The sequence below is a fragment of the Paramicrobacterium salitolerans genome (genome assembly GCF_051513965.1).
GTDB lineage: Bacteria > Actinomycetota > Actinomycetes > Actinomycetales > Microbacteriaceae > Paramicrobacterium.
On sequence record NZ_CP195847.1, the window covers coordinates 593,419 to 619,087 of the forward strand.

General features: G+C 66.2%; 22 protein-coding genes. 16 read left to right on the plus strand and 6 right to left on the minus strand.

Going from position 1 to position 25,669, the window contains the following annotated elements:
• Positions 1-112 precede the first annotated feature (112 nt).
• Positions 113-511 carry a hypothetical protein gene (locus ACSAGD_RS02860; protein WP_437584225.1) on the minus strand — a complete coding sequence of 133 codons (399 nt, stop codon included), beginning with the start codon at positions 509-511 and terminating at the stop codon, positions 113-115.
• A gap of 125 nt (positions 512-636) precedes the next feature.
• Between ACSAGD_RS02860 and ACSAGD_RS02865 the strand changes: the two genes are divergently transcribed.
• Entirely contained in the window at positions 637-1,119 is a 483-nt protein-coding gene (locus ACSAGD_RS02865) for an FBP domain-containing protein (RefSeq protein WP_437584226.1), read from the plus strand.
• A gap of 36 nt (positions 1,120-1,155) precedes the next feature.
• Here the strand turns inward: ACSAGD_RS02865 and hrpB are convergent, their stop codons facing one another.
• Together hrpB and ACSAGD_RS02875 are read right to left on the minus strand one after the other, a co-directional pair.
• Positions 1,156-3,756, minus strand: a complete 2,601-nt coding sequence (hrpB, locus tag ACSAGD_RS02870) for an ATP-dependent helicase HrpB (protein WP_437584227.1) — start codon at positions 3,754-3,756, stop codon at positions 1,156-1,158.
• An 80-nt stretch (positions 3,757-3,836) separates the two neighbouring features.
• A complete protein-coding gene (locus ACSAGD_RS02875; protein WP_437584228.1) occupies positions 3,837-4,631 on the minus strand; it encodes a Bax inhibitor-1/YccA family protein in 795 nt (264 codons plus the stop codon).
• A 141-nt stretch (positions 4,632-4,772) separates the two neighbouring features.
• Between ACSAGD_RS02875 and ACSAGD_RS02880 the strand changes: the two genes are divergently transcribed.
• The 6 genes from ACSAGD_RS02880 to ACSAGD_RS02905 all read left to right on the plus strand — a co-directional run bounded on the left by ACSAGD_RS02880 (position 4,773) and on the right by ACSAGD_RS02905 (position 12,610).
• Complete coding sequence (locus tag ACSAGD_RS02880; protein WP_437584229.1) at positions 4,773-5,795, plus strand: glycerophosphodiester phosphodiesterase family protein; 1,023 nt, start codon at positions 4,773-4,775, stop codon at positions 5,793-5,795.
• 32 nt (positions 5,796-5,827) lie between these two features.
• Positions 5,828-8,206, plus strand: a complete 2,379-nt coding sequence (locus tag ACSAGD_RS02885; RefSeq protein WP_437584230.1) for an ATP-dependent helicase — start codon at positions 5,828-5,830, stop codon at positions 8,204-8,206.
• Between the two features lies 1 nt (position 8,207).
• Complete coding sequence (locus ACSAGD_RS02890; RefSeq protein ID WP_437584231.1) at positions 8,208-9,314, plus strand: FUSC family protein; 1,107 nt, start codon at positions 8,208-8,210, stop codon at positions 9,312-9,314.
• A gap of 14 nt (positions 9,315-9,328) precedes the next feature.
• Entirely contained in the window at positions 9,329-9,847 is a 519-nt protein-coding gene (locus ACSAGD_RS02895) for a thermonuclease family protein (protein WP_437584232.1), read from the plus strand.
• A gap of 94 nt (positions 9,848-9,941) precedes the next feature.
• The gene (locus ACSAGD_RS02900; protein WP_437584233.1) at positions 9,942-11,012 is read left to right on the plus strand and encodes a hypothetical protein; all 1,071 of its coding nucleotides are present in this window, start codon (positions 9,942-9,944) and stop codon (positions 11,010-11,012) included.
• Entirely contained in the window at positions 11,009-12,610 is a 1,602-nt protein-coding gene (locus tag ACSAGD_RS02905; protein ID WP_437584234.1) for a CoF synthetase, read from the plus strand. Before ACSAGD_RS02900 ends, ACSAGD_RS02905 begins: the two co-directional genes overlap by 4 nt.
• Positions 12,611-12,666: 56 nt before the next feature.
• Here ACSAGD_RS02905 and ACSAGD_RS02910 read toward each other — a convergent pair whose 3' ends face one another.
• The 3 genes from ACSAGD_RS02910 to ACSAGD_RS02920 form a co-directional block, all read right to left on the minus strand.
• Positions 12,667-12,918 (minus strand): hypothetical protein, encoded by a 252-nt coding sequence (locus ACSAGD_RS02910; RefSeq protein WP_437584235.1) that lies wholly within the window; start codon positions 12,916-12,918, stop codon positions 12,667-12,669.
• Between the two features lie 31 nt (positions 12,919-12,949).
• On the minus strand, positions 12,950-13,468 hold the full coding sequence (locus ACSAGD_RS02915) for a hypothetical protein (RefSeq protein ID WP_437584236.1): 519 nt from the start codon (positions 13,466-13,468) through the stop codon (positions 12,950-12,952).
• A 383-nt stretch (positions 13,469-13,851) separates the two neighbouring features.
• Positions 13,852-14,637: an oxygenase MpaB family protein gene (locus tag ACSAGD_RS02920; RefSeq protein ID WP_437584237.1), complete on the minus strand. Its 786-nt coding sequence runs from the start codon at positions 14,635-14,637 to the stop codon at positions 13,852-13,854.
• Positions 14,638-14,804: 167 nt separating this feature from the next.
• Here ACSAGD_RS02920 and sucC point away from each other — a divergent pair, with 167 nt between their 5' ends.
• The 9 genes from sucC (at position 14,805) to ACSAGD_RS02965 (ending at position 25,646) form a co-directional block, all read left to right on the plus strand.
• Positions 14,805-15,971: an ADP-forming succinate--CoA ligase subunit beta gene (gene sucC, locus ACSAGD_RS02925; protein ID WP_437584238.1), complete on the plus strand. Its 1,167-nt coding sequence runs from the start codon at positions 14,805-14,807 to the stop codon at positions 15,969-15,971.
• A 28-nt stretch (positions 15,972-15,999) separates the two neighbouring features.
• Positions 16,000-16,887 carry a succinate--CoA ligase subunit alpha gene (gene sucD, locus ACSAGD_RS02930; protein ID WP_437584239.1) on the plus strand — a complete coding sequence of 296 codons (888 nt, stop codon included), beginning with the start codon at positions 16,000-16,002 and terminating at the stop codon, positions 16,885-16,887.
• Positions 16,888-16,969: 82 nt separating this feature from the next.
• A complete protein-coding gene (locus ACSAGD_RS02935; RefSeq protein WP_437584240.1) occupies positions 16,970-18,229 on the plus strand; it encodes a cell division protein PerM in 1,260 nt (419 codons plus the stop codon).
• Between the two features lie 9 nt (positions 18,230-18,238).
• Positions 18,239-18,820, plus strand: a complete 582-nt coding sequence (purN, locus tag ACSAGD_RS02940; protein ID WP_437584241.1) for a phosphoribosylglycinamide formyltransferase — start codon at positions 18,239-18,241, stop codon at positions 18,818-18,820.
• A gap of 20 nt (positions 18,821-18,840) precedes the next feature.
• Positions 18,841-20,433: a bifunctional phosphoribosylaminoimidazolecarboxamide formyltransferase/IMP cyclohydrolase gene (gene purH, locus ACSAGD_RS02945; RefSeq protein ID WP_437584242.1), complete on the plus strand. Its 1,593-nt coding sequence runs from the start codon at positions 18,841-18,843 to the stop codon at positions 20,431-20,433.
• Positions 20,434-20,506: 73 nt separating this feature from the next.
• Positions 20,507-21,676, plus strand: a complete 1,170-nt coding sequence (locus ACSAGD_RS02950) for a dimethylarginine dimethylaminohydrolase family protein (protein ID WP_437584244.1) — start codon at positions 20,507-20,509, stop codon at positions 21,674-21,676.
• Positions 21,677-21,738: 62 nt separating this feature from the next.
• Positions 21,739-21,867 carry a hypothetical protein gene (locus ACSAGD_RS02955; protein WP_437584246.1) on the plus strand — a complete coding sequence of 43 codons (129 nt, stop codon included), beginning with the start codon at positions 21,739-21,741 and terminating at the stop codon, positions 21,865-21,867.
• 126 nt (positions 21,868-21,993) lie between these two features.
• A complete protein-coding gene (locus ACSAGD_RS02960) occupies positions 21,994-23,832 on the plus strand; it encodes an ABC transporter ATP-binding protein (RefSeq protein WP_437584247.1) in 1,839 nt (612 codons plus the stop codon).
• Positions 23,829-25,646 (plus strand): ABC transporter ATP-binding protein, encoded by a 1,818-nt coding sequence (locus ACSAGD_RS02965; RefSeq protein ID WP_437584248.1) that lies wholly within the window; start codon positions 23,829-23,831, stop codon positions 25,644-25,646. The genes ACSAGD_RS02960 and ACSAGD_RS02965 overlap by 4 nt, the downstream gene beginning before the upstream one ends.
• Positions 25,647-25,669 lie beyond the last annotated feature (23 nt).

The window sequence follows — 25,669 nt, forward strand, 5'->3', positions numbered from 1 at the left end:
CAGAATAGGGCGTGCGCTACAGGAATTCCTGTAGCGCACGCCCTATTCTGTAGCGCACGCCCTATTCTGCAGCGCACGCCCTTTTCTGTAGCGCACGCGAGAATTGCGATAGTCAGGAGGCCATCAGCACCAGCTGAGCGACCGAGGTGCCGACGCCGATCACCAGAAAGCCCAGCGCGACGAACCCGAGCGCGCGGGCGTGCGAGCGAGGCTGATCGAAGCGGATGCGGCTGGGCCGCCGCGCCCGATAGAACAGATCCGCCTCCGCAGCGCCGTCGAGATGGGCGAGCTGCGCCGGAGTGAGCTCGGCCTCGCACGCGCGGCTGCCCGAGCCGTGGAACCAGCGCAGCACGGTCTGGCCCTCGTCGTCGATCACGTAGCCGTGCGCCGACCGCCACCGGCGCGCCTCGCCGCGGCTGACGAGAGCGAGCACTCCGACAAGCGCGAACAGTGCGAAGGCCAGCCACGAGGTGATCTCGAGGGCCAGCCCCAGCATGTCGTCGCCGTTCACCGTGCTCCCGTCGGTCGTTGTCAGCTGTGTGCTCCGCGACCGGCGTCGCGTCGGTGCGATGATCTTAGCGCGGCGACCCTGCGTGGCGGTTGCGAGGTTCGCGGCGAGCGAGGCAGGATGCTGACATGAGGCCGTTGAGCGCTGACGACATCAGAGGGAGCTTCGTGAACGCGACGCCGGAGCAGCTGGAGCGGATGCCGCTGCCGGGGCTCCACGAGACGCTGTGGGACGAACGCGAGTACCTCGGCTGGCGCGACCCTCAGGCGGCGCGTCTCGGGTACCTCGTGCACTGGATGGGGGACCGCCCTGTCGGGATCGTCGTGCGAGCGGCATCCGGTGGTCTTCGTCGTGGCATCGCCGCGATGTGCTCGTTCTGCCGCTCGTCGCAGCCGGCGACGCAGGTGCGCATGTTCAGCGCGCCACGAGCGGGCGAGGCCGGTCTCAACGGCAATACGATCGGCACGTACATCTGCGAAGATCTCGCGTGCTCGATGCTGATCCGCATCACCCCGTCGCAGCCGCTGCAGCCCGACCTCGTCGAAACGAGGGCGCGCCGGCTCCTCGAGCGCGTGCAGGGCTTCACGAGCGACATCCTGAGGACGGCGTAGCGCGCGGTTCCGGCTACGGGGTCAGCTTCGCGAACGTCACGGTGCGCGGCGCTTCGTGCGCGCGGTGGCGGGTGCCGACCAAGGGTCCTCCGGCCAGGGATGCTTCGGGTAGCGGCCCCGCATCTCCCGGCGAACGTCCTGATAGGGCCCGTTCCAGAACGACGCGAGGTCGTCGGTCACCGCGAGTGGGCGACGGGCGGGTGAGAGCAGATGGAACTGCACGGCGACACGTCCGTCGACGAGCCTGGGTGTCTCGGCGAGACCGAAGACCTCCTGCAGCTTCACGGCGACGACTGGCCGCCCGGCGGCATCGTCGGCGTAGTCGATGCGCACGTGCGACCCGGACGGCACGGGCAGCCGCTTGGGTGCGAGCTCGTCGAGACGGCGGGCCTCGGGCCAGGGCAGCAGGAGTCTCAGCGCTGAGGCGACGTCGATGTCGACCAGGGATGCCGCGGTCGCAGACCCGGTGCCGAGAGCAGGCCCGAGCCAGTCGTCGATCCGCTCGAGGAGCGCGGCCTCGGAGACATCGGGCCACGGGGCGCCGAGTTCGCGGTGCACGAGTGCGAGTCTGCGTCGCAGTGCGGTCGCGTCAGCAGACCAGGGCAGGATGCCGGTGCCCGCGGCCCTGAGATGAGCGGTGAGTGCTGCGGCAGCTTCGTCTGGGCGGGGCGCAGCGGGAGTCGATGACACGAGAATCGCGCCGATGCGGCGTTCGAGGCGAACACGAGGACGTCCGTCCTCGACGCTGATCTGCCGTGATTCCGCGACGTGGCCGATGCGCAGGGCCTCGTCGGGGTGCAGAGCGGCGGCGAGCCGGATCACCGCGCCCGTCTCGTCGGCAGCTCGACCCTCGGCGCGCTGAACGTCGCACACGGCGATCCACTCGCTGCCGATGAGCGCAGAGCCTTCGGGAAGGGCGGCGCGAGTGCCGCTGGCGAGAAGGTAGCTTCGGGATGCCGGTGAGGTTCGTCTGGCAATCCAGTCCGGCCGCGCCAGAGCGGCGACGATGCCTGTTGCGCCGTGATGCTCAGCGACACGTGGTGGCCCGGAGTCGCGCGGTGCCGGCATCCTCTCGACGATCCGCGTGAACCGCTCGGTGTCGGCACGCCACCGTGTCGTGCCCCGGTCCTCGCCCCGTCGCAGCGAGCGCAGGAGCGCATCGAGATCGGCGCCAGACTCACGTGCGTCGCCGGAGATCGCAGCGACGACCTCGGCTGCGACGCGGTGATCGACGCGTGGAGTCACCGTCTTCTCATCGATGATTCGGCCGGTGGCGACGAGCAGCGCACGAGCGTCGCGCGCTCCGAGAGGCAACGTGGCGATTCGAGCCCCGAGCGTGGTGGGGCGGCCTTCGTCGTCGATCAGATCGAGCTCCGCGAGTGCGGCGACGGCTTGCCGGAGCGACTCCGCCGGCGGTGGGGTGAGCAGTGGAAGCCCGCGCGCTTCAGGGGTTCCCCACGCTGCGAGCAGGAGGGCAGCGTCGGTGAGGTCGGCCGCGGTGATCTCGGGGTCTGCGTCCGGGCGGAACGTCGCGAAATCGGCCTCGCTGTACGCACGCACCGCGCGACCGGGACCTTGGCGTGCCGCACGGCCGGCGCGCTGTTGGGCGCTCGCGCGCGAGCAGCTGACGGTGACGAGGCCAGACATCCCGCGTGCCTGATCGCGGCGCGGTTCACGCGACAGCCCGGCATCCACCACCAGTCTGACGCCGGGCACCGTGAGCGAGCTCTCAGCAAGCGATGTGCTGACGACGATGCGTGCCGGGTCGCTCGGATGCCGGCGGCCCGATGTCGCGCGATCCTGCTCACGGGGCGTGAGGCGTCCGTGCAGTGGGAGCACCTCGAAGGCCGATGTGTCAGCGCGGGATCGAAGCCGCCGCACCAGCTCGTCGACGTCGCGCGCCGTCGGCACGAAGACGAGGGCGTCGCAGCACTCGGCGCGCTGCGCGTCGAGGGTGATGTCCGCCACGTGATCGAGAAACTCCGGCGTCACCCCACGGGTGTCGAGGCGCGGCCCGCGGGGTGGACGATAGTCGATGCTCAGTGGGTGAAGCGCTGAGGGCACGTCGACGACGCGAGCGTCCCACAGGCGGGCGACGGCCGTGGCATCGAGTGTGGCAGACATTGCGACGAGCGTGAGGTCGTCGCGCAGCGCACCCACTTCGGTCAGGATGCCGAGCAGCAGATCGCCGTCGAGGTTCCTCTCGTGCACTTCGTCGAGAATGACAGCGTCGACGCCGTCGAGACCGGGGTCGCCGAGGAGCCTCCGCAGCAGAACCCCCGGAGTGACGATCTCGATGCGAGTGGAGTCGGAGACGCGTCGTTCGCCGCGCACGGTGAACCCGACTGGACCGCCGAGGGGCGAACCGTCCAGCTCGGCGATGCGTCGGGCGGCGGCACGAACGGCGACGCGCCGCGGCTGCGTGACGATGACGCGCCCTGCGCCGCGCTGCAGATTGGCGACGAGGGGCGGCACGAGCGTGGTCTTGCCTGTTCCCGGCGGAGCAGTGACGACGACAGCACCTGTCTCGCAGGCATCCGTGAGCGCATCGGCCGCCTCGGCGACGACGAGCCCGGCACCGATGCGGTCAAGATCGAAATGGTGGCGGTGCAGGGTCACAGCTTCATTGTCTCGCATGAGCGGCCGGGGCCGCGGAGCTTCCCCGAGCACGACGAAGGGGCCCGCCGAAGCGAGCCCCCTTCTGAGTGTGCGATGCGCTAATCGCGCGCGATGGCGATCATGCGGAGAATCTCGAGGTACAGCCACACGACCGTCATGACGACGCCGAAGACGCCGGTCCAGCCGTACTTGCGGGGCAGGCCGTTCTCGGAACCGCGCTTGATGAAGTCGAAGTCGAGAACCAGCGAGTACGCGGCCATGATCACGACGAGCACGCCGAGGATCAGGCCGAACGGGATGCCCATGATCTCAGCGCCGCGCATACCCCACGGGTCGTCGTTCACGCCGGTCACCATGAGAATGATGTTGACGAGCGAGAACAGCGCGTAGCTGATCATCGCGATCATGAAGACCTTCGTCGCCTTCTTCGAGGCGCGAACTTTGCCGCTGGCGAACAGCGCGAACGTCACACCGAACACGGCCACGGTTCCGATGAGCGCCTGACTGACGATGCCGGGGTAGATGGTCTCGAAGATGCCGGAGAGGCCCCCGACGAAGACGCCCTGCACCGCGGAGTACGCGAGCACGAGCGGAGCCGAAGGCTCCTTCTTGAAGATATTGACGAGCGCGAGCACGAAGCCGACGATGGCGGCGGGGATCGCAAGAGCCGGGATGAACCAGCCGATCGCCGCGCCCACGAGCAGAATGCCGAAGGCGATGACGGACTTGCCGAGGGTGTCCTCGACCGTCATGCGGTCAGTCTGCACCGCCGTGGCTGCGGGTTGATCGTACATCTGCTGCAACTGTTCGGCCGTCATGTTCGGCTGCTGCGTCGCGGCGCCGCCGCCGCGATGGAATCCGGCGTTGCGGAATGCCGGGTTGTCGATGGCCATGAGGCGTGATCCCTACTCTCGTATCGGGGTTGGAATGCTTTGTACTACGCTACTCGATCCACCTATGTTCCCGCGGGGAACCGGGGCGAATCCTCAGGCTTGCCTCGGAGACCTGTCGGTTGGGGCACGTAGCCTGTCGGTATGACAGCCCTCGTGATCGGACACCGCGGCGCTCCCGGGTATCGCCCGGAGCACTCGGAATCCGGGTATCGTCTCGCGCTCGAGCTGGGGGCGGATGCCGTCGAGCCTGACGTCGTCGCCAGCAGTGACGGCGTTCTGGTGCTGCGCCACGAGAACGAGATCGGCGGAACGACAGACGTCGCGGAGCATCCCGAGTTCGCCGACCGCCGCACGACCAAGACGATCGACGGGCACGAGCTCACCGGTTGGTTCACGGAGGACTTCACATGGGCAGAGCTGCAGACGCTGCGGGTGCGCGAGCGGATTCCCGAGCTTCGACCGGCAAGCGCATCGCACGATGGCGCGGAGCGGATGCTTCGGCTCGCCGACCTGCTGCGCATCCTCGCCGAGCACGAGGCGAACAGCGGGTGTCGCGCTGGGCTCGTCGTCGAGATCAAGCACGCCACCTACTTCGAGGCTCTGGGGCTGCCGCTCGATGACCTGCTGATCGCTGAACTCGCCGAGAGCGGGTGGGACGCGGCATCCGGCCTCGTCATCGAATGCTTCGAGCTCGGTGTCCTCGAGCGGTTGCGTCGTCGAGGGGTGGATGCTCGCTACGTCTACCTTCTGGAGAAGACTGGTGCTCCCGCCGACCGCGCGGCGCGAGACGGCGCCGAGGCGTCGACGTTCGCCGATGATCTGACGGACGCCGGGCTCGACGCGCTCGCCGGGCGGGTAGACGGAATCAGCGTGGACAAGGCGTATCTTCTGCCGTGGACCACACAGGGCAAACGCGTCGGCGATCTCGTCGCACGAGCGCACGAGAGGGGCCTCGTCGTGTTCACGTGGACCCTGCGGCCCGAGAACGCGTTTCTGAACCCGCGGCATCGCCTCGGTGACGAGCCGGGGGAGCTGGGGGACTGGGAGCGAGAGTTCGCGGCCATTCTCGGCACGGGCGTCGACGGGGTCTTCGCCGACTACCCGGATCGCGCGCTCGCCGTGCGCGACGGGCAGCGGCATCCATCTGTTCACAGCCCCGAATGACTGTCAGCGTCTCCGCCTAGACTTGAGGGGACATGACGAGCACCTCTTCTTCAGACCAGAGCGGAACCGATTCAGCAACGCCCGTGATCGTGGACTGGCCGACCGCGAGCATTCCCGGCGGGGCCGCCTCTGAGAGCCTTCTCGACGGGCTCAACCCGCAGCAGCGCGAAGCCGTGGAGTACCGCGGCAAGGCGCTGCTCATCGTCGCGGGCGCCGGGTCTGGCAAGACTCGTGTGCTCACCCACCGCATCGCGCACCTGATCGAGCAGCGCGAGGCGTGGCCGAGCCAGATTCTCGCCATCACGTTCACCAACAAGGCAGCGGCCGAGATGCGCGAGCGCGTCGAAGACCTGCTCGGCGGGCGCGCGGAGGGCATGTGGATCTCGACCTTCCACTCCGCGTGCGTGCGCATTCTGCGGCGCGAGGCCGAGAACGTCGGTTTCAGCAAGAGCTTCACCATCTACGACTCGTCTGACTCGCGCGTGCTGCTGAAGCGCATCATCAAGCGGCACGATGCCGACGTGTTCGGCTTCACACCGGCGAATGCCGCGGCGAAGATCTCCAAGCTCAAGAACGAGCTGGCGGATGCCGACAGCTACGCGCGCAATGCGAACATGTCCGACCCGAACGAGGTGGCGTTCGTCGAGATCTTCCGCGACTACCAGCGGGAGCTTCAGCGTGCGAGTGCCTTCGACTTCGACGACCTGATCGCGCAGACCGTGTACCTGTTCCGCGCGTTTCCGCACGTCGCGGCGCTGTACCAGAAGAAGTTCCGGCACATCCTGGTCGATGAGTACCAAGACACGAACCATGCGCAGTACTCCCTCATTCGCGAACTGACGCGCGAGCCCAAGGGCGACGGCTTTCTGCCGGGCACGGCCGAGGGCGCGTCGCTCACGGTCGTCGGTGACTCCGACCAGTCGATCTACGCGTTCCGCGGCGCTGACATCCGCAACATCGTAGAGTTCGAGCGCGACTTCCCGGGGGCGAAGGTCATTCTGCTCGAGCAGAACTACCGGTCGACGCAGAACATCCTCTCCGCGGCGAACGCCGTCATCTCGAACAACTTCGACCGCAAAGACAAGAAGCTCTGGACGGACGTCGGCGACGGTGACAAGATCGTCGGCTTCACCGGCTACTCCGGTCACGACGAAGCCCAGTTCGTCGCCGACGAGATCGAGAAGATGCACTCGCGCGGCATCGGCTACAACGAGATCGCTGTGTTCTACCGCACGAACGCTCAGACGCGTGCGCTTGAGGAGATCTTCGTCCGTTCCGCGCTGCCGTACAAGATCATGGGCGGCACGAAGTTCTACGAGCGTGCCGAGATCAAGGATGCCTTCGCCTACCTCACCGCGGTCGTGAACCCGGCCGACGAGCTCGCGGTCCGCCGCATCCTCAACACCCCGAAGCGCGGCATCGGGCAGGCGACCGAGACGCAGCTGGCGAGCTTCGCGGAGAACGCCGAGGTCTCACTGCGCGAGGCGCTTCGCGACGCATCCACTCTCGGTTTCGGCCCCAAGGTCACCCGTGCGATCACGGACCTGTCGAACGTGCTCGACGAAGCCGCGGCGCTGGCAGACCAGGGCAAGGTGAGCGAGGTGCTCACGACGCTGATTCAGAAGAGCGGCCTCCTCGACTCGCTGCGGATGAGCCGCGACCCGCAAGATGAAGCTCGTGCCGAGAACCTCGACGAGTTGGTCGCCGTCACCAAGGAGTTCGAGAGGAACAACCCCGATGGCACACTGCTCGACTTCCTGACCGAAGTCGCGCTCGTTGCCGCTGCGGACGACATCGACGACGCGAGCGGCACAGTGTCGCTCATGACGCTGCACACCGCGAAGGGCCTCGAGTTCGACACGGTGTTCCTCACGGGTGTCGAAGAGGATCTTCTGCCGCACCGCATGTCGGCGAACGAGCCGGGCGGCCCGTCGGAGGAGCGTCGTCTCTTCTACGTCGGCATCACCCGTGCGCGCAAGCGGCTGTTCCTCTCGCTCGCGATGACCCGCGCCCAGTACGGCGAGACGGCCGTCGCGATGCCCAGCCGCTATCTGCAGGAGATTCCGGCGGAGCTCATCGAGTGGCGCCAGTCACCCGGGTCCGTCAATTCGCGCGGCGGAACCCAGTCGCGTGCGCTCAATGCCCGGCGCTGGTCGCCCGGGCGCAACGGGGACGCCCCGGCACTGCCGCGCGCCGAGAAGAAGCAGTGGCCGAACAAAGTCACGAACGCCGTTCGCGACAACGGCGATCTCGAGCTGGTGCCGGGCGACCGCATCCGCCACACCGACTTCGGTGAGGGGCGCGTGCAGAATGTCACGGGCGAAGGAACCAAGCGGGTCGCACACGTGCAGTTCGACTCGGCGGGTGCGAAGAAGCTCCTGATCAAGATTGCGCCGATCGAGAAGATCTGACGTGGGCGCTCACGACGGCGACTCCGGCGGCGAAAGCGCACGTCCCGAGTCGCTGAGACAGTGGGCGCGCAATCTGCACGCTCTCGATTTCGAGGTCGCGACCCGGGCCGGGCTCTCGGTCGCCATGCCGCTCGTCGTGCTCGCGGGTCTCGGCCGCCTTGACCTCGCGATCTACGCGTCGTTCGGCGCGTTCACGGCGCTCTTCGGACGCAGCGAGGTCTACAGCACGCGCCTGCGCACGGCGTCGAGCGCGGCTGCCCTTCTCATTGCGTGCATCGTGGCGGGTGTGCTGCTCTCCAGCGGCGGAGGCGGGCTCACCTCGCAGGCGATCGGGCTCGTCATCGTGCTCGCCGTGGGGGTCGTCGTGATCCGCACGCTGTCTCTCCATCCACCGACGCCGCTGTTCTTCGTCTTCGCGTTTCTCGTCTGTGCGCTCGTTCCCGTCCCCGGCGGGGACGTGGCGCTGGCGATCGCCATCGCCGTGGCATCCGCTCTGCTCGCTCTTCTCATCACGATGTCCGGGTGGCTGCTCCGCCTCGGCGTGGACGTCGACCGCATCACGGCGAGCTTCAAACTGCTGAAGCCCCTGCCGAGACGTGCCGTTCTGCGCCCGCGTGCCTGGCGCGACCCGGGGGTGTGGCTCAACGTCGCTCAGGTCGTCGTCGGCGGTCTCATCGCCGGTGCGATTGCGACCGTCATGGGGCTCGGCCACTCGTACTGGGCGGTCGTGAGCGTCGTCGCGGTCATCCCGCCGACGCGCGCACCGTACTCCGTCAGCCGTGCCGTGCATCGCACGCTCGGCACCTTCGCCGGAGTGCTGGTCACGGCACTCATCCTGTGGTGGCAGCCCGCGGCGTGGGTGCTCATCGTCATCGTGGCGATCTGCCAGTTCGGGGCGGAGATCTTCGTCGGGCGTCACTACGGCACCGCCCTCATGTTCATCACCCCGCTCGCGCTGCTCATGGTGCACCTGTCGAGCCCAGACCAGACGGTCGCGGGCCTGCTGATCGATCGAGCGGTCGAGACAGCGCTCGGCGCGCTCGTCGGAATGGCGACCGTTCTCGCGGCGCGGCTCGTCCGTCTGCCCGAGCCGGGGCGCGGGCAGTGACCGATAATCGGAGCATGATCACGCGGGCCGCAGCGATGCTCATCGTGCTGTGCGGACTTCTTGCCGGCTGCGCGTTCGAGGCCCCCGTGCAATCGGCGCCGAGCGCCGGGGTTCCCGAGGGTGCCGAGGCGATGACCGTCGTCCACGTGCACGACGGTGACACGCTGTTTCTGCAGCCCGAGGGAACGAGCGGACGTGACGAGCAGATCAAGGTGAGGTTGCTCGGTATCGACACTCCGGAGCTCGACCCGGAGGAATGCTTCGGGCCTGAGGCGCGCGATGAGCTTCGCGGCATCCTGCCCGATGGTTCGACCGTGTGGACGCTGCCGGACGAGGAGCCGCTCGACCAGTACGGCCGCTCTCTGCTCTACCTCTGGACCGACGATGGCGAGTTCGTCAACGAGTCCCTCGTCGCGGACGGGTATGCGACGGTGCTCGTCTACGAGCCGAACACGCGTTACGAACCGCAGCTGAGAGAGGCAGAAGCGGATGCCGAGGCAGCCACGCGCGGCCTCTGGCAGAGCTGCCGCTGACGACGCCGCCGCAACACAGCTGTGAAACCACGGTCCGAGGGGATGGGTACTGGTGACCCTCCCGAAAACCGGGGCGGAGTCATAGGCTCAGGCCATGAGCCCACAGCAGAGCACGCGTGATGAGCGCAGCAGACTCTGGCGCGCGATCGTCGCGGATGCCCACCGTTACCCGAGCCCGCATAACTCGCAGCCGATCAAAGTCCGGCCGACGGGGGAACACACGGCGACACTGCTTTACGACCTCGATCTGGGGCTGCCCGCCGAGTCCTTCGGCATTCCATTCGCGCACGTCTGCGCCGGTGTGTTTCTCGAGTCTCTCTCGGTCGTCGCGCGAGCGCACGGGTTCCGGGTCGACGAGCGTCTCGACTTCTCGGAGATGGACTTCGCCGCGGCGAACCGACTGCACCGCTTCGCCGACGTCACCCTTCAGCCGCTGGAGTTCACCGCCGACGAGCGCGTCGACGCGCAGATCGCACTTGAGCGCTTCCGCACCCGCCGCACGTCGCGCCGCCCCTATTCGACGAAGCTCGTGCCCGGGAGCGTCCTCGCCGATGCGGGGCGCATCAGCGCGGCATCCGGTTTTGACTTCCGCTGGAGCGACGACCCAGCCCGCGTGAAGAAGATCATCCACGTCAACCAAGCGACGCTCTTCGACGATCTGCAGAACGACGCCGTGTATGCCGAGATCATGGAGTGGTTGCGCTTTTCGCGCCGCGAGGCCGCCGAGAAAGCCGACGGACTCTCTGCTGAAGCGATGCTGCTGCCCGGTCCGATCCTCCGCGTCGCGATGGGGCGCCGCGGCCTCTGGGAGGCCCCGGTGATCGGTCCCGTGATCAAACGGGTGTACCTGAACACGATGCGCGGTGTGCGGCAGCTCGGCTGGCTCGAGGGACCCTTCGACGGACCCGGTGACTACATCGAGGCGGGCCGCACGTTCATGCGGGTGTGGCTTGAGCTGCACCGGCACGGCGTGGTGCTGCATCCGTTCGGAACAGTCATCACCAACCCACGCTCGCACGAGCAGTTCGCGCAGATCGTCGACGCGCGCGAGGGCGACGGTCGAATGGCATGGATGCTGTTTCGCTTCGGCTACAGCAAGACACCGCCGTACGCCCACCGACGAAGCCCCGAGCTGATGCTCGTCACAGAGGAGGTCTCCCGATGAGAGGTGCGCTGAAGAGACGAGCGATCTTCACGCTGCTGAGCCTGCTGGAGGGGGTCATCCGCCTCCTCATGCCGCGCGTCAGCACCCACCGCATCCTGTGGGCTCCCGGAATCGAGAACCTGCGGTGGAAGCTCGGGCGGCTGCGCGCCTGGCGCACCTTCGAACAGGCTGCGCGGCGGGTGCCCGCGTACCGGGCGTTCCTCACCGAACGACGGTTTCCGCGCCACCTCGACGTCAGCCGTGGCGTTCAGCAGGCCTTTGAGACCGTGCCCGTCATGGACAAGGACTCCTACATCAGGCGCTGGTCGATTCCGGAGCGCTGCGTCGGCGGCAGACTGCCGCGGCACGGTGTCATCGTCGACGAGTCCAGCGGAAGCTCCGGTACTCCGACGAGCTGGGTGCGCGGCCCGCGCGAGCGTCAGGCGACCAGGCAGATCCTTCAGCTGGGCTACTCCAATACGGCATCCACTCTGTCGAACCCGCCGTTCGTGCTCAACGCGTTCTCACTCGGCGCCTGGGCGACAGGCATGAACGTGACGACCTCGCTCACCGACGTGAGCATGATCAAGTCGATCGGCCCGGACAAGAGCAAGATCATCCAGACGATGCGGGAGTTCGGGCCGAACTACACGTACGTCATCTTGAGCTACCCGCCGTTTCTGAAGTCGCTGTTCGATGACACGAGCATCGACTGGACGTCGTACGACATCGTGGCGGCGTTCGGCGGTGAGGGCATCAGCGAGAGCATGCGCGATCACATCCTCACGGTCGCACACTCCGCGTACGGCAGCTACGGTGCGAGCGACCTCGAGATCAACATCGCCCTCGAGACTGACTTCTCTGTCGAGCTGCGGCGCGCGCTCGCGGCCAGCCCGGAGCTGTCGCGGCAGATCAGCAAGCGCGACGAGTACGGCGTGCTGCCGATGATCTTCCAGTTCAACCCGTTCAACTACCTCATCGAGACGAACGCAGAGGGTGAGCTTCTTGTGACGATTGCGCGCGCTGAGAATCTCAACCCGCGCATCCGCTACAACATTCACGACCGTGGGCACGTGCTGCGCATGAAAGACCTGGAGCCGGTGCTTCGAGAGCACGGCCTGGGGCATCTGCTGAAGCGTCGTCAGCTCGATCTGCCGCTACTGTTCCACTACGGGCGCAGCGACCTGTCGATTGACTTCAACGGCGCGGTGATCGGTCCAGACTCGCTCCGTGACGTCATCAACGCGCACGAGCAGCTGCTCCCGATCGCACTGAATCACCGCCTGATCTCGTTCGAAGATGAGAATGGCGACCGGCAGCTTCACCTGGCGATCCAGCTTGCCGAGGGCAAGCGTACGTCAGACCTGGATGCCGCGGCGCTCGCCGCCGAGATCTTCATCGCGCTTCGGCGAGCGAACGGCGACTTCCACAATGCGATCCTCACCTCGGACGACCGGATGCTGCCGAGCCTGGCGTTCTACGATTTCCGCACCGGCCCCTTCGTCGGCGACGGTGCGAAGCTCAAGAACGTCTACGTCGAAACACTCGATGCCATTGAGGCAGCGGATGCCGGGCTCGACCGCGCCATCGTGGCGCAGAAGACGGTGCAGCTTCGCTGACGCCTGAGGCCACGAGTTAACGTGCCACGGACTGGTGCAATCCGGTCGATTCTGAGCTATGTGTCGTCGTGGTCGCTCTGCGCAGCATCTTCAAGAGCTTTCAGACGCATCTCGATTCCGCTCAACACCGATACGAGATCTGAAACCAGCGTTTCGACGGTGACTCCCGGGCCCCCAGATGACGCATGAGCCTGCCGAGCCCTCAGGCCCTCGACAAAGGTCTTGGTGATCGGTGTCTGATCTCCTAACGCAGCATCCATCTGTTTGAGAAATCGATCAAATAACTCGGGGCTTAGTGAGTTGGTCATCAGAATCCTTCAGTCGATGCCAGTTAAGTGGCTAATAGATGATTACTAGCAACCAAGTTCCATTACCGTCTGGATTAGGGACACAGCCGGCCAACGGGTACCAACCCAAGTAGATGGTTCTGTATGCCATGCATTCAACATACGAACCTGCGACGCGCAGAACGTCACTCCAATCAAAACTTGCGGGGCTTACGCCCGCGCGAGTTGATGCAGCATGAACTGACAACTCGATGTCAGCTGAAGCGTCGTTGATCAACTCCTGTTTACTCGCAGGAGCCTTGTAACTCTGCCCTGCAGCTTCAAGAACACCTGCATACTGGATCAGGATCGGTTCTGGGACCCCAGCGTTAACAAGCGACGTGTAATCAAAACGGCCGTCTGTGCCGGAAGTTTGCTCTTGGATAGTGTCCAAAGCGCGTTCGGCTTCTTGAAGCGTAATCTGATCGTTGGCTTCAGTAGTTACGCTCGCGTTCGCAGGTATCGGGATCAGAACCAGCGACGCAGCTGCCACAGTTGCCATTGCGAGTTTTTTTAGTCTCGATGCGGTCACAGCAGACTTCTCCTTATTTTCATTTACGAGCCATAATCTGAACTGGCGATTGCCGTTGATACCTCGACAGAGGTGATTCCTGGCCGGAACATTAGATTATTGGTCAGCGTACTGGAATAGCAATGGTTCGACGATGACTGTATGGATGGATTCGTTTGATCGCGGTGAGATTCGGAAGTTTCGCACTGTGGCGATGAAAGATCTGCGGTAGTTGAAGAAGGATCGATGATTTTGCAGTTCAACCCGTTCAATTACCTCGTCGAGACCCTCGATGCCGTTGAGGCAGCGGATGCCGGGCTCGACAGCGCCATCGTGGCGCAGAAGACGGTGCAGCTTCGCTGACAGCTGAGCGTACGGGCAGTTTCGTGACTTTTGACGCTGCGTCAACTCGAGGTGCGGCGCACGTGGCGTAAGAGCTTGATGGCAGGCAGGTGACGGATGCCGCGGGGCAGCGCGCGCCACAGCATCCGAGTAATTGTGAGAAAAGTGTCGAAGCGATATTGCCGTGCCTGCGACCAGGGGAGGCGGTACGCGGCTCGAAGCTCGGGATCGAGGAGGCCGGCAGTGATGAGGCGGGCGAGCGGCATCGCCGCCTTCAACCACAGCGGAGCGACGCGCGGGTGCAGGAGGTCGCGGGCGACACGGCGAGCCTCCGGAGTCACGTGCAGGGCCGCGTGCGCCCTGTTCCAGTACTCGTTGAAGGCTGCACGATTGTCGGGCCAGAGGCTCTTGGGCATACCGAGCGCGGTGCCGAGAACCGCATACTCGCGGTAGATACTCTCCGCGACAGCATCCGGGAGCGCGCCGTGAATGCGCTCGTACATCGTGATCGCCGTGCGGTACAGGGTCGCGGCGACCCAGAGCTGCAGGTCAGGGTCACTCGCCGAATACGCGGGGCGCCCCTCCGAGGCATCCCCTCGGACAGGCCTGTGGGCGACACCGACGCGGCGCGCGGCGGCTCGACGCTCGGCATCAGTGCCGTAGACCTGCACATACACATAGGTGAGTGTCGCGTGCAGCCGATCGAGGGGCCGCGAGGCGAAGTCGCTGTGGCGAGCGACGCCGAGCCCCACGCGCTCGTCTGCGATCTGCAGCAGAATCGCAGCGCCACCACCGGCGATCAGCACGGCTTCAGCGGCGATGTCTCGCATCTCACGCACATTCCGCATGCGTTAAGGCTACGTGCGAGTTCCGCATGGCGGAGTCTCGCCCGAATCCCAGCGCGCCCCGGAGTAAAGTGGAGGCGGCGATTCCCCTCGGCGTCGAGACAGCTTTGAGCGCCGAGACCGCCGCGCACACTGGACAACACAACGCCCCTGAGCGGTTAGGAACCTACGTGGATCTTTACGAGTACCAGGCACGAGACCTGTTTGAGAAGTATGAGGTCCCGGTGCTGCCGGGCATCATCGCCGACACTCCGGAGGAGGTGCGTGCAGCAGCAGAGAAGCTCGGCGGCGTCGTCGTGGTCAAGGCCCAGGTGAAGACCGGCGGCCGCGGAAAGGCCGGCGGCGTCAAGGTCGCGAAGAACCCCGACGAGGCTGAGGAAGCCGCTCGTGCCATTCTCGGACTCGACATCAAGGGCCACGTCGTCAAGCGGGTCATGGTCGCGGGTGGAGCTCGCATTGCGCAGGAGTTCTACTTCTCCGTTCTGCTCGACCGGGCAAACCGCTCCTACCTCTCGCTGTGCAGTGTTGAGGGCGGCATGGAGATCGAGCAGCTCGCCGTTGAGAAGCCCGAGGCTCTCGCGCGCATCGAGGTCGACCCCAACGTCGGCATCGACGAGGCGAAGGCCCGCGAGATCGCCGAGGCTGCGAAGTTCCCGGCTGAGCTCGTTGAGAAGGTCGTTCCGGTCTTCGTGAAGCTGTACGGCGTGTACACGGGTGAGGACGCCACGCTCGTCGAGGTGAACCCGCTCGTTCTCACGGAGGAGGGCGACATCATCGCTCTCGATGGCAAGGTGTCGCTCGACGACAACGCCGGCTTCCGCCACCCTGAGCACGAAGAGCTCGCGGACAAGTCGGCTGAGAACCCGCTCGAGGCGAAGGCCAAGGAGCAGGACCTCAACTACGTCAAGCTCGATGGCCAGGTCGGCGTCATCGGAAACGGTGCCGGACTCGTCATGTCCACGCTCGACGTGGTCGCCTACGCGGGTGAGAAGCACGGCAACGTGAAGCCCGCGAACTTCCTCGACATCGGAGGCGGCGCCTCGGCAGAGGTCATGGCGAACGGTCTCGACGTCATCCTGGGCGACGAGCAGGTCAAGTCCGTCTTCGTCAACGTCTTCGGCGGCATCACCGCCTGCGACGCGGTGGCCAAGGGCATCGTCGGTGCGCTCGACAAGCTCGGCGACAACGCCAACAAGCCTCTCGTCGTGCGCCTCGACGGCAACAACGTCGACGAGGGCCGCCGCATCCTCGCCGAGGCGAACCACCCGCTCGTCACGCTCGCTGCGACGATGGACGAGGGTGCTGACAAGGCCGCCGAACTGGCGAACGCCCGCTGAGACCCACCGAGCTTTAGGAACAACTGATATGTCAATCTTCCTCAACAAGGACTCCAAGGTCATCGTCCAGGGCATCACGGGCGGTGAAGGCACCAAGCACACCGCGCTGATGCTCAAGGCCGGCACCAACGTCGTCGGCGGAGTGAACGCCCGCAAGGCCGGCACGACCGTCACTCACGGTGATGTCGAGCTCCCCGTCTTCGGGACCGTCGCCGAGGCGATCGAGAAGACCGGCGCCGACGTGTCGATCGCGTTCGTGCCCCCGGCATTCACGAAGGATGCCGTCGTCGAGGCCATCGACGCGGAGATCCCGCTCCTCGTCATCATCACCGAGGGTGTTCCGGTCGGCGACTCGGCTGAGTTCTGGGCCTACGCCGAGCAGAAGGGCAACAAGACCCGCATCATCGGACCGAACTGCCCCGGAATCATCACGCCCGAGGAGTCACTCGTCGGCATCACCCCGGCGAACATCACGGGCAAGGGACCGATCGGCCTCGTGTCGAAGTCGGGAACCCTGACCTACCAGATGATGTACGAACTGCGCGAGATCGGCTTCTCGACCGCCATCGGCATCGGGGGAGACCCGATCATCGGTACGACGCACATCGACGCCCTGAAGGCGTTCGAGGCTGACCCCGAGACGAAGGCCATGGTCATGATCGGCGAGATCGGCGGCGACGCCGAGGAGCGCGCGGCCGAGTTCATCAAGGCAAACGTGACCAAGCCTGTCGTCGGCTACGTCGCCGGATTCACCGCTCCCGAGGGCAAGACCATGGGCCACGCGGGCGCCATCGTCTCCGGCTCGGCCGGCACCGCCCAGGCGAAGAAGGAGGCCCTCGAGGCCGCCGGCGTCAAGGTCGGAAAGACCCCGAGTGAGACTGCGCAGCTCATGCGCGAGATCATCGAGTCTCTCTGATCTGAGCACACTCTGTCAGGCCCCGCCCGTCGGCGGGGCCTGACGTGTTTCATGGGGAGGCCGGGGTAGGCTTGGGCACCGGATGAACCGCCTCACTGCCTCCCTTCTCGCCGCTCTCGAAGCGTTCATCGTCGTGGCCATCGGCGTGTTCATTCCGCTCGTTCCGCTCACGCTTCTCTGGGCCATCCAGTACGGCTTCGAGATCGACTGGATCGTCTTCTGGCGCGCAGCATCCGATATCTGGCTTCTTGGCAATGGCGTCGACCTGACGATCACACTCAACGACGCGACGCTGCAGGTCGTGGGTCTGCGCAAGGCCGCAGAACCATTCGTCGTCGGTTTCGCCCCGCTCGCCTTCGCGCTGTTCACGGTGCTGATGGGCGTGCGCACGGGGCGTCGCGCCGTCCGCAGCGGTGAGTGGCTGCCGGCATCCATCACCTCGCTCATTGTGTTCGCCGCCTGCTCCGGAGCGGTCGGGCTCAGCGCGCTCAACCCCGTTGCGACGCCGAACGTCGTTGCGGCGTTCGTGATTCCGACGCTCGTGTGGGGCCTCGGTCTCGCAATCGGTGTCGGCATCGGCCTTGCGGGAGAAGACGACGATCCCGTCATGCGCAGACTCGACGACCTGCGCGACCGCGTCCCCGATCACATCGCCGGTCTCGGCGTGCAGGCGCTGCGCGGAGCCACCGCGGCGGTCGCGGCGCTCATCGCGGTCGCGGCCCTCGTGGTGATGGTGAGCATCGCGATCAACTTCAGCGGAATCGTGTCGCTCTACGAGACCGCGCAACTTGGCGTCGTCGGCGGCATCGCGGTGACGATTGCGCAGATCGCCTTCATGCCGAACATCGTCATCTGGGCGGCATCCTGGCTCGTCGGCCCGGGCTTCAGTCTGGGAACCGGCTCGATCGTCTCACCCTCCGGAACGATCACTGGACCTGTGCCGAGCGTCCCCATCCTCGGGGTCCTGCCTGACACGGATCTCGCCTTCGGTTTCATCGGACTCGGAGTGCCGCTCATCGCGGGCTTCATCGCGGCGCTGGCCGTGCGAGACAGCGCTGTGCACGCCATCGGCATCCGCTCCAAGGTCGCCCATTTGGCCGTCACGGCGCTCGCCATCGGGGTCATCGCGGGTCTCGAGATGACCCTTCTCGCGTGGTGGTCGTCTGGTGCCCTCGGCCCTGGCCGGTTCGTCTCGGTAGGTCCACACCCGTGGCTCGTGGGGGCTCTCGCCGCGGCTCTCGTCGGAGTCGGAGCCCTGCTGGGCATGGCCTCGGGCAGCTCGGAGCGAGTCGCGGCATCCGCTCGATCAGCCTCGCGACTCGGGCAGGAACGCGACCGGTAGACTGACCTGGTGATCTCACTCGTCGTTCTGATCTCAGGCACCGGTTCGAACCTGCGCGCACTGCTCGAAGCCGCGTCAGACGCCGAGTATCCCGCGCGCATCGTCGCTGTCGGAGCTGATCGGGATGCCCCGGGGCTCGCCCACGCCGAGGAGTTCGGCGTTCCGACATTCACCGTCCCCTACACCTCGTTCGAATCGCGCGAGGCATGGGGGCAGGCGTTGCTCGAGCAGATTCGGGCGTGGAACCCCGACCTCCTCGTGCTCTCCGGGCTCATGCGGCTGCTGCCGGCATCCGTCGTCGACGCTCTCGCGCCCAACATCATCAACACTCACCCCGCCTACCTGCCGGAGTTTCCCGGCGCACACGCTGTGCGCGATGCGATCGCGGCGGGTGCGAGCGAAAGCGGGGCATCCATCATCGTGGTCGACAACGGGGTCGACACCGGCTCGATCATCGTGCAGGAGCGCGTGCCGGTCGTCGAGGGCGACACCGAGCAGACGCTCCACGAGCGCATCAAACCCGTCGAACGTCGGCTGCTCGTGCAGACGGTGCTCGACATCGCAGATGGACTCGATCTGCGCACGGTCTAACCCCTAACGAAGGAGCATCAATGAGCGGACCCAGCCACGACAAGAGCCTGTATCGCGAACGCGACCTCGTTCCCATCAAGCGGGCGCTCATCTCGGTGAGCGACAAGACGGGCCTCACCGACCTGGCCAGCGCACTCGCGAACGCGGGCGTCGAGATCGTCTCCACCGGCTCGACCGCTCAGACCATCCGTGATGCCGGGTACCCGGTGACCGACGTGGCTGCGCTGACGGGCTCGCCCGAGATGCTTGACGGTCGCGTCAAGACGCTCCACCCGACCGTGCACGCGGGGCTCCTCGCCGACCTGCGGCTTGAGTCGCACGAGCAGCAGTTGACGGACTTCGGCATCGAACCGTTCGAGCTCGTCGTCGCCAACCTGTACCCGTTCGTCGAGACGGTCGCCTCGGGCGCAGAGCCGGACGACATAGTCGAGCAGATCGACATCGGCGGCCCGTCGATGGTGCGCGCGGCGGCGAAGAACCACCCGAACGTCGCGGTCGTGGTCTCGCCCGCCTCGTACGGCGAGGTCATCGAGGCGGTCAAGGCCGGAGGCACCACACTCGCACAGCGGCGTGAGTTCGCTGCACAGGCGTTCTCGCACACCGCGGCGTACGACACCGCTGTCGCGGGCTGGTTCACGGATGCCGTGGAGGGATTCGGCTCGTCCCTGACGATCCAGGGCGAACTGTCTCACGTGCTGCGCTACGGCGAGAACTCGCACCAGGAGGCCGCGCTGTATCTTCGGGCGGGCGGGCAGGGCATCGCACAGGCGACGCAGCTGCACGGCAAGGAGATGAGCTTCAACAACTACACGGATGCCGATGCTGCAGTGCGCGCCGCATACGACTTCGCCGAACCGGCGGTCGCCGTCGTTAAGCACGCGAACCCGTGCGGCATTGCGGTCGCCAAGCCGAAGGCCAGCGACCCGATCGCCTCGGCGCACCGTCGCGCGCACGACACAGACCCGGTGTCGGCCTACGGCGGCGTGATCGCAGCGAACCGCACCGTGACGCTCGGCATGGCCGAGACCGTCAAGGAGATCTTCACCGAGGTCATCGTGGCTCCGGGGTACGAAGACGACGCGCTCGCGCTGCTGCAGACCAAGAAGAACCTGCGCATTCTCCAGCTGCCCGAGGGCTTCGCGCCCGAGCCGCTTGAGGCGAAGCAGATCTCGGGCGGACTGCTCGTGCAGGAGTCCGACCGCTTCGACCCGGACGCCGACATCACGAACGAGTGGACGCTCGTCTCGGGAGAGGCCGCCGACGAGCAGACGCTCGCCGACCTCGCCTTCGCGTGGAAGGCCTGCCGCAGCGTCAAGTCCAACGCGATCCTCCTCGCCAAGTCGGGCGCCGCGGTCGGCGTCGGCATGGGGCAGGTCAACCGCGTGGACTCGTGTGAGCTCGCCGTCAAGCGGGCCGGTGACCGTGCGGCGGGCTCCGTCGCGGCATCCGACGCCTTCTTCCCGTTCGCCGACGGTCTCGAGATTCTGCTGAAGGGTGGAGTCAAGGCGGTCGCGCAGCCGGGCGGATCGGTGCGCGACGAAGAGGTCATCGCGGCGGCGAAGGCCGCGGGAGTGACCATGTACTTCACGGGGGAGCGCCACTTCTTCCACTGATCGGGTGTGAATCCCATGAACGGGCCGGGCGCATGGAGCGTTCGGCCCGTTCGCATCCCGTAGGCTCGAGGGCATGACTGTCACTTGGGCGCGCCGCGTCATCGCTTCACTCGCTTCCGCCGTTCTCGTCACCCTTCTCGCACACGTGGCGGCAGTGACAGCCTTCTTCCTCGTGAACCAGATGTCGCCGTCGATCATCGGACCGGCGAGTGCGTACTACATTCTGTCGAGCCTCTTCGCCTTCCTGCTGCTGTTCATCGCGGGAATGCTGGGCGCGATGTCGTCATGGCGGTGGGCTCTGCCCGCGGGCATCATCGTCGGCTTCGCGGCGCCCGTGATCGGTGTGCTGCTCACGACGATGCAGCAAGGCACGCCCATCTCCGGTGAGATCCTCGGCATGATCGTGGCGACGCTCACGAGCACGAACCTCATCTACGCGTTCGCTCTCGTCATCGCGGCACCGACGCTCGGACGGGCCGTCTATAAAGCGACGGTCGGGTACCACGAGGCCCCGCGCGCCGCGGAGCGTCGCATCGCCCTCGTGCGCATGCCGTCGAAGGAGCTCGGAGACGACGCCGACACCCAGTGGGATGCCTATGCCGGAGCGTTCGAAGACAACGGCTGGTCGACGCGCGAGGTCGCCTTCGCCAGTGAGCTGACCGACTCGGCCATGCTCGAGGATGCCGTCGTGGTCGTCGAGGACCTCGCGATCATCACGCGCCCCGCCGATGAGACCCGTCGCCGTGAGCTCGAGGGTGTGGAAGACGCGATGAGCGGCCTCGGCTTCTCGATCGAGCGCATCATGTCGCCCGGGACCCTTGAGGGCGGCGACGTTCTTCCGGTCGGTGACACGCTGTACGTCGGCCGTTCGGAGCGCACCAACGCCGACGGCATCCGCCAGCTGCGTGAGCTCGTCGCGCCGTATGGCTACTCCGTCGTCGCTGCCCCGACGTCGGCTGCCGCGCACCTGAAGTCCGTCGTCACGGCGCTGCCCGACGGCACCTTCATCGGCGACCCGGAGCGCATCGACCACCTGAGCCTCTTCCCGGGATTCATCGCCGCGCCTGAGCCGGAGGGATCGGCGGTGCTCGTGCTCACCGACGACTCTGTGATGGTCGCGGAGTCCGCGCCGAAGACCGCTGAGCTTCTCACGGACCTCGGCTACGAGGTCGTCACGGTGGACATCTCCGCGTTCGAGGAGATCGGCGCGACGATCACGAGTCTCTCCGTTCGCATCCGCTGAACTCGCTCTTGCGCGACCGGGAGAAGGTCGTTTAGCCTATAAGGCTGTCTGCTCTTATTGACGTGGGCAGCGCGATCCGCACAGACGCCGAGGAGGATGAGATGTTCACGACCATCACTGCCACGTATGGCAATCGTCCGGCCTCCTTCGTCACGGTCGCCGGAACTCCCGGGCCCGTCGGCGCCATGTAACGAGAGCGCCGCCCTCACCACTCACCCGCACCGGGCCGGATGACCACCGGTTCCGTTTCTGACGATCGACGCGCCCTGGCGCCGGTTGTCTCCGACCGCCGAAACGATTCAAGCGAGCAGCACAACATGTCCGGCACTGAAGCCACACGAAAATCGAACCTCTCCACATTCCGCGCCATCTGGCGCATCTACCCCTACGCGAAGCACGCCATGCCGCGCATCAGCCTCGGCATGGTGTCCGCGCTGCTCGGGGCGCTCGTCGCGCTCGCCATTCCGATGGTCCTCGAGCGTCTCGTGAACGGCGCCCTCGCTGAGCGCGACCCGGCAGCGATCTGGCCCGCGGTGGCGCTTGTGCTCGCGCTCGGCGTCGTCGAGGCGATCATGATCGCGGCTCGACGCTGGTTCGTGCTGCTGCCCGGCACCACGGTCGAGGCCACGATGCGCAACGCGATCTACGAGAAGCTGCAGGACCTTCCCGTCGCCTTCCACGACCGCTGGCAGTCGGGGCAGCTGCTCTCGCGCATGATGCAGGACCTCAACCTCATTCGGCGCTGGCTCTCGTTCGGGATCGTGCTGCTGGTCGTGAACGTGCTCACGATCGTGATCGGCTCGATCGTGCTGTTCACATGGCACTGGCTGCTCGGCACCATCTTCATGGTCTGCGCGATTCCGGTCTGGATCTACGGCTACGTCTTCGAGAAGCGGTACTCGGTCGTGGCTCGCCGCAGTCAGGACCAGGCGGGAGACCTCGCCACCAACGTGGAGGAGTCGGTTCACGGCATCCGTGTGCTGAAGGCGTTCGGCCGTGGCAAGCACGCGCTGCGCGGCTTCTCGGTTCGTGCAGAGAACCTGCGTGGCACCGAGATTGAGAAGGCACGCGCGATCGCCGGCATCTGGTACTGGCTCATCCTGCTGCCAGACATCGGCTTCGGTCTGTGCCTGTTCGCGGGCATCTGGCTCGCGGCGAACGGCGAGATCAACGTCGGTCAGCTCTTCGCGTTCTTCGCGACGGCGACGGTGCTGCGCTTCCCGATCGAATCCATCGGGTTCCTGCTGTCGATGACCTTCGACACGCGCACGGCGATCGATCGCGTCTTCGAGGTGTTCGACGTCGTCAACACGATCACCGATCCGGAGCACCCTTCGACGATCGAGAGCCCGAAAGGCCGACTCGAGTTCGACGATGTGCACTACCGGTACCCCGATTCGCCCGCTGGCTTCCCCGACCTTCTCGACGGCGTGAATCTCACGCTTGAGCCGGGGGAGACGATGGCTTTGGTCGGGCTGACAGGATGCGGCAAGACCACCCTCACCGCGCTCACGACCCGCATCTACGACGTGACCGGCGGGGCGGTGAAGCTCGACGGCGTCGATGTGCGCGACCTGCGCCGCGGCGAGCTGCGTCGGCACATCGCGATGGCCTTCGAGGAGGCGACGCTCTTCTCGGCATCCGTTCGTGAGAATGTGCTGCTGGGCAGAGACGACCTCGAGCTGACCTCGCCCGAGGCGCAGCGAGTGCTCGACGAGGCCCTCGAGATCGCGCAGGCGCAGTTCGTCCACGACCTGCCGGAGGGCGTCGACACGACCGTCGGTGAGGAGGGACTCAGCCTCTCGGGAGGTCAGCGGCAGCGTCTTGCGCTCGCACGTGCGGTCGCCGCGGCCCCTGCGGTGCTCGTGCTCGACGACCCGCTCTCCGCGCTCGATGTCGACACCGAGGCCCTCGTGGAGGAGGCTCTGCGACGCGTGCTCGCCTCGACGACCGCGCTCATCGTGGCGCACCGCCCATCGACGGTCGCCCTCGCCGATCGTGTCGCCCTGATGCACCACGGGCGCATCGTCGACGTCGGCACCCACACCGAGCTGCTCGCCCGCAGCACCCACTACCGATTCGTCATCTCATCGCTCGATCAGGAGAACCCGCGCGACGAGACACCGACTGACCAACGAGAGGAGGTGGCGCGATGACCAGCCAGAGCGTCCTCGGCGTGGCCGGCGAAGAGCGCCACGATCTCACCAAGGAGGAGAGTCGGCAGATCCGACAGCGATCGCTGCGGCTGCTCGGCTCCCTCGTGAAGCCGCTGCGCTGGCGCGTGGTCGGGGCGATGGCGCTCGTCATCTGCTCGACGATCGCGAGCGTCGCGGGCCCCGCGCTCATCGCCTACGGCATCGACACGGCGCTGCCCGCCGTGCTGGAGCACAGCGACTGGCTGCCGGCGTTCGGCGTCGGCATCCTATACATCGTCACGGCTCTCGCAGCGGCCACCTTCATGTCGACCTACGTCGTCGCGAGCGCCCGCATCAGCCAGGCAGTGCTGCTCGACCTGCGGATGCGCGTGTTCCAGCACACGCAGAAGCTGAGCCTCGAGTTCCACGAGTCCTACACCTCGGGCCGCATCATCTCGCGGCAGACGAGTGACCTGGACGCCATCAAACAGCTGCTCGATGAGGGCATCAGTCAGCTGGTCAACGGCATCCTCTACATGGGCTTCGTCTTCTGCGCCCTGCTGCTTCTCGACTGGACGAGCGCCGCGGTTGTCGTACTGGCCATGGTGCCGCTGTTCTTCCTGACCCGGTGGTTCCAGAAGCGCTCGCAGGTGCAGTTCCGCAAGTCGCGCGTGGCCTCGGCGAAGGTCATCGTGCACTTCGTGGAATCGATGACCGGCATTCGCGCGGTCAAGGCGTTCCGCAAGGAGAAGCGCAACGAGAAGGAGTTCAGCGCGCTCGTCGAGGAGTACCGCGACATCAACGCGCGCACGATCCAGCTGTTCGGAATCTATGAGCCGGGCATCATCCTGATCGGCAACCTGTCGGTCGCGGCCGTGCTTCTCGTCGGCGGCTTCCGCGTCGTGAACGGCGACCTCGAGATCGGAGCTCTGCTCGCGGCTGTGCTGTACGTGCGCCGCTTCTTCGACCCGATGGAAGAGATGGCGATGTTCTACAACGCCTACCAGTCCGCTGCGGCGGCGCTCGAGAAGATCTCGGGTGTGCTCGAAGAACGACCGAGCGTTCCGGATCCGACGACGCCCATCGACCTGTGGACCTCGCGCGGCACCGTCGAGTTCGACGACGTCACGTTCGCCTACAACGAGAAGACCACGGTTCTGCCGAGCTTCTCACTCGAGATCCCTGCGGGGCAGACGATCGCGCTCGTCGGCTCGACGGGTGCCGGCAAGTCGACGCTCGCCAAGCTCATCTCGCGGTTCTACGACCCGAGCGAGGGTGCCGTGCGACTCGATGGGGTCGACCTGCGACAGCTGCACCCGAAGGATCTCCGCCGCGCGATCGTCATGGTCACGCAGGAGGCGTACCTGTTCTCCGGCACCGTGGCCGACAACATCGCGCTGGGCCGGCCGGATGCGTCGAGGGAGGAGATCGTGGATGCGGCGAAAGCTGTCGGGGCGCACGCCTTCATCGACGCGCTGCCTGACGGGTACGACACCGATGTGAACAAGCGCGGGGGCCGCGTGTCGGCGGGGCAGCGCCAGCTGATCTCGTTCGCGCGGGCGTTCCTCGCGGACCCCTCAGTGCTGATCCTCGATGAGGCGACCGCCTCGCTCGACATCCCGAGCGAGCGCCTCGTTCAGGAGGCCCTGGAGACCCTGCTCGCCGACCGCACCGCGATCATCATCGCGCACCGCCTCTCGACGGTCGCGATCGCGCACCGCGTGCTCGTGATGGAGCACGGGCGCATCGTCGAAGACGGATCTCCTGACGAGCTCATCGCCGGCACGGGGCGCTTCGCCCAGCTGCACGCCGCGTGGCGCGACTCGCTCGTCTGACGACGCGCATCTGATTTCTCCCG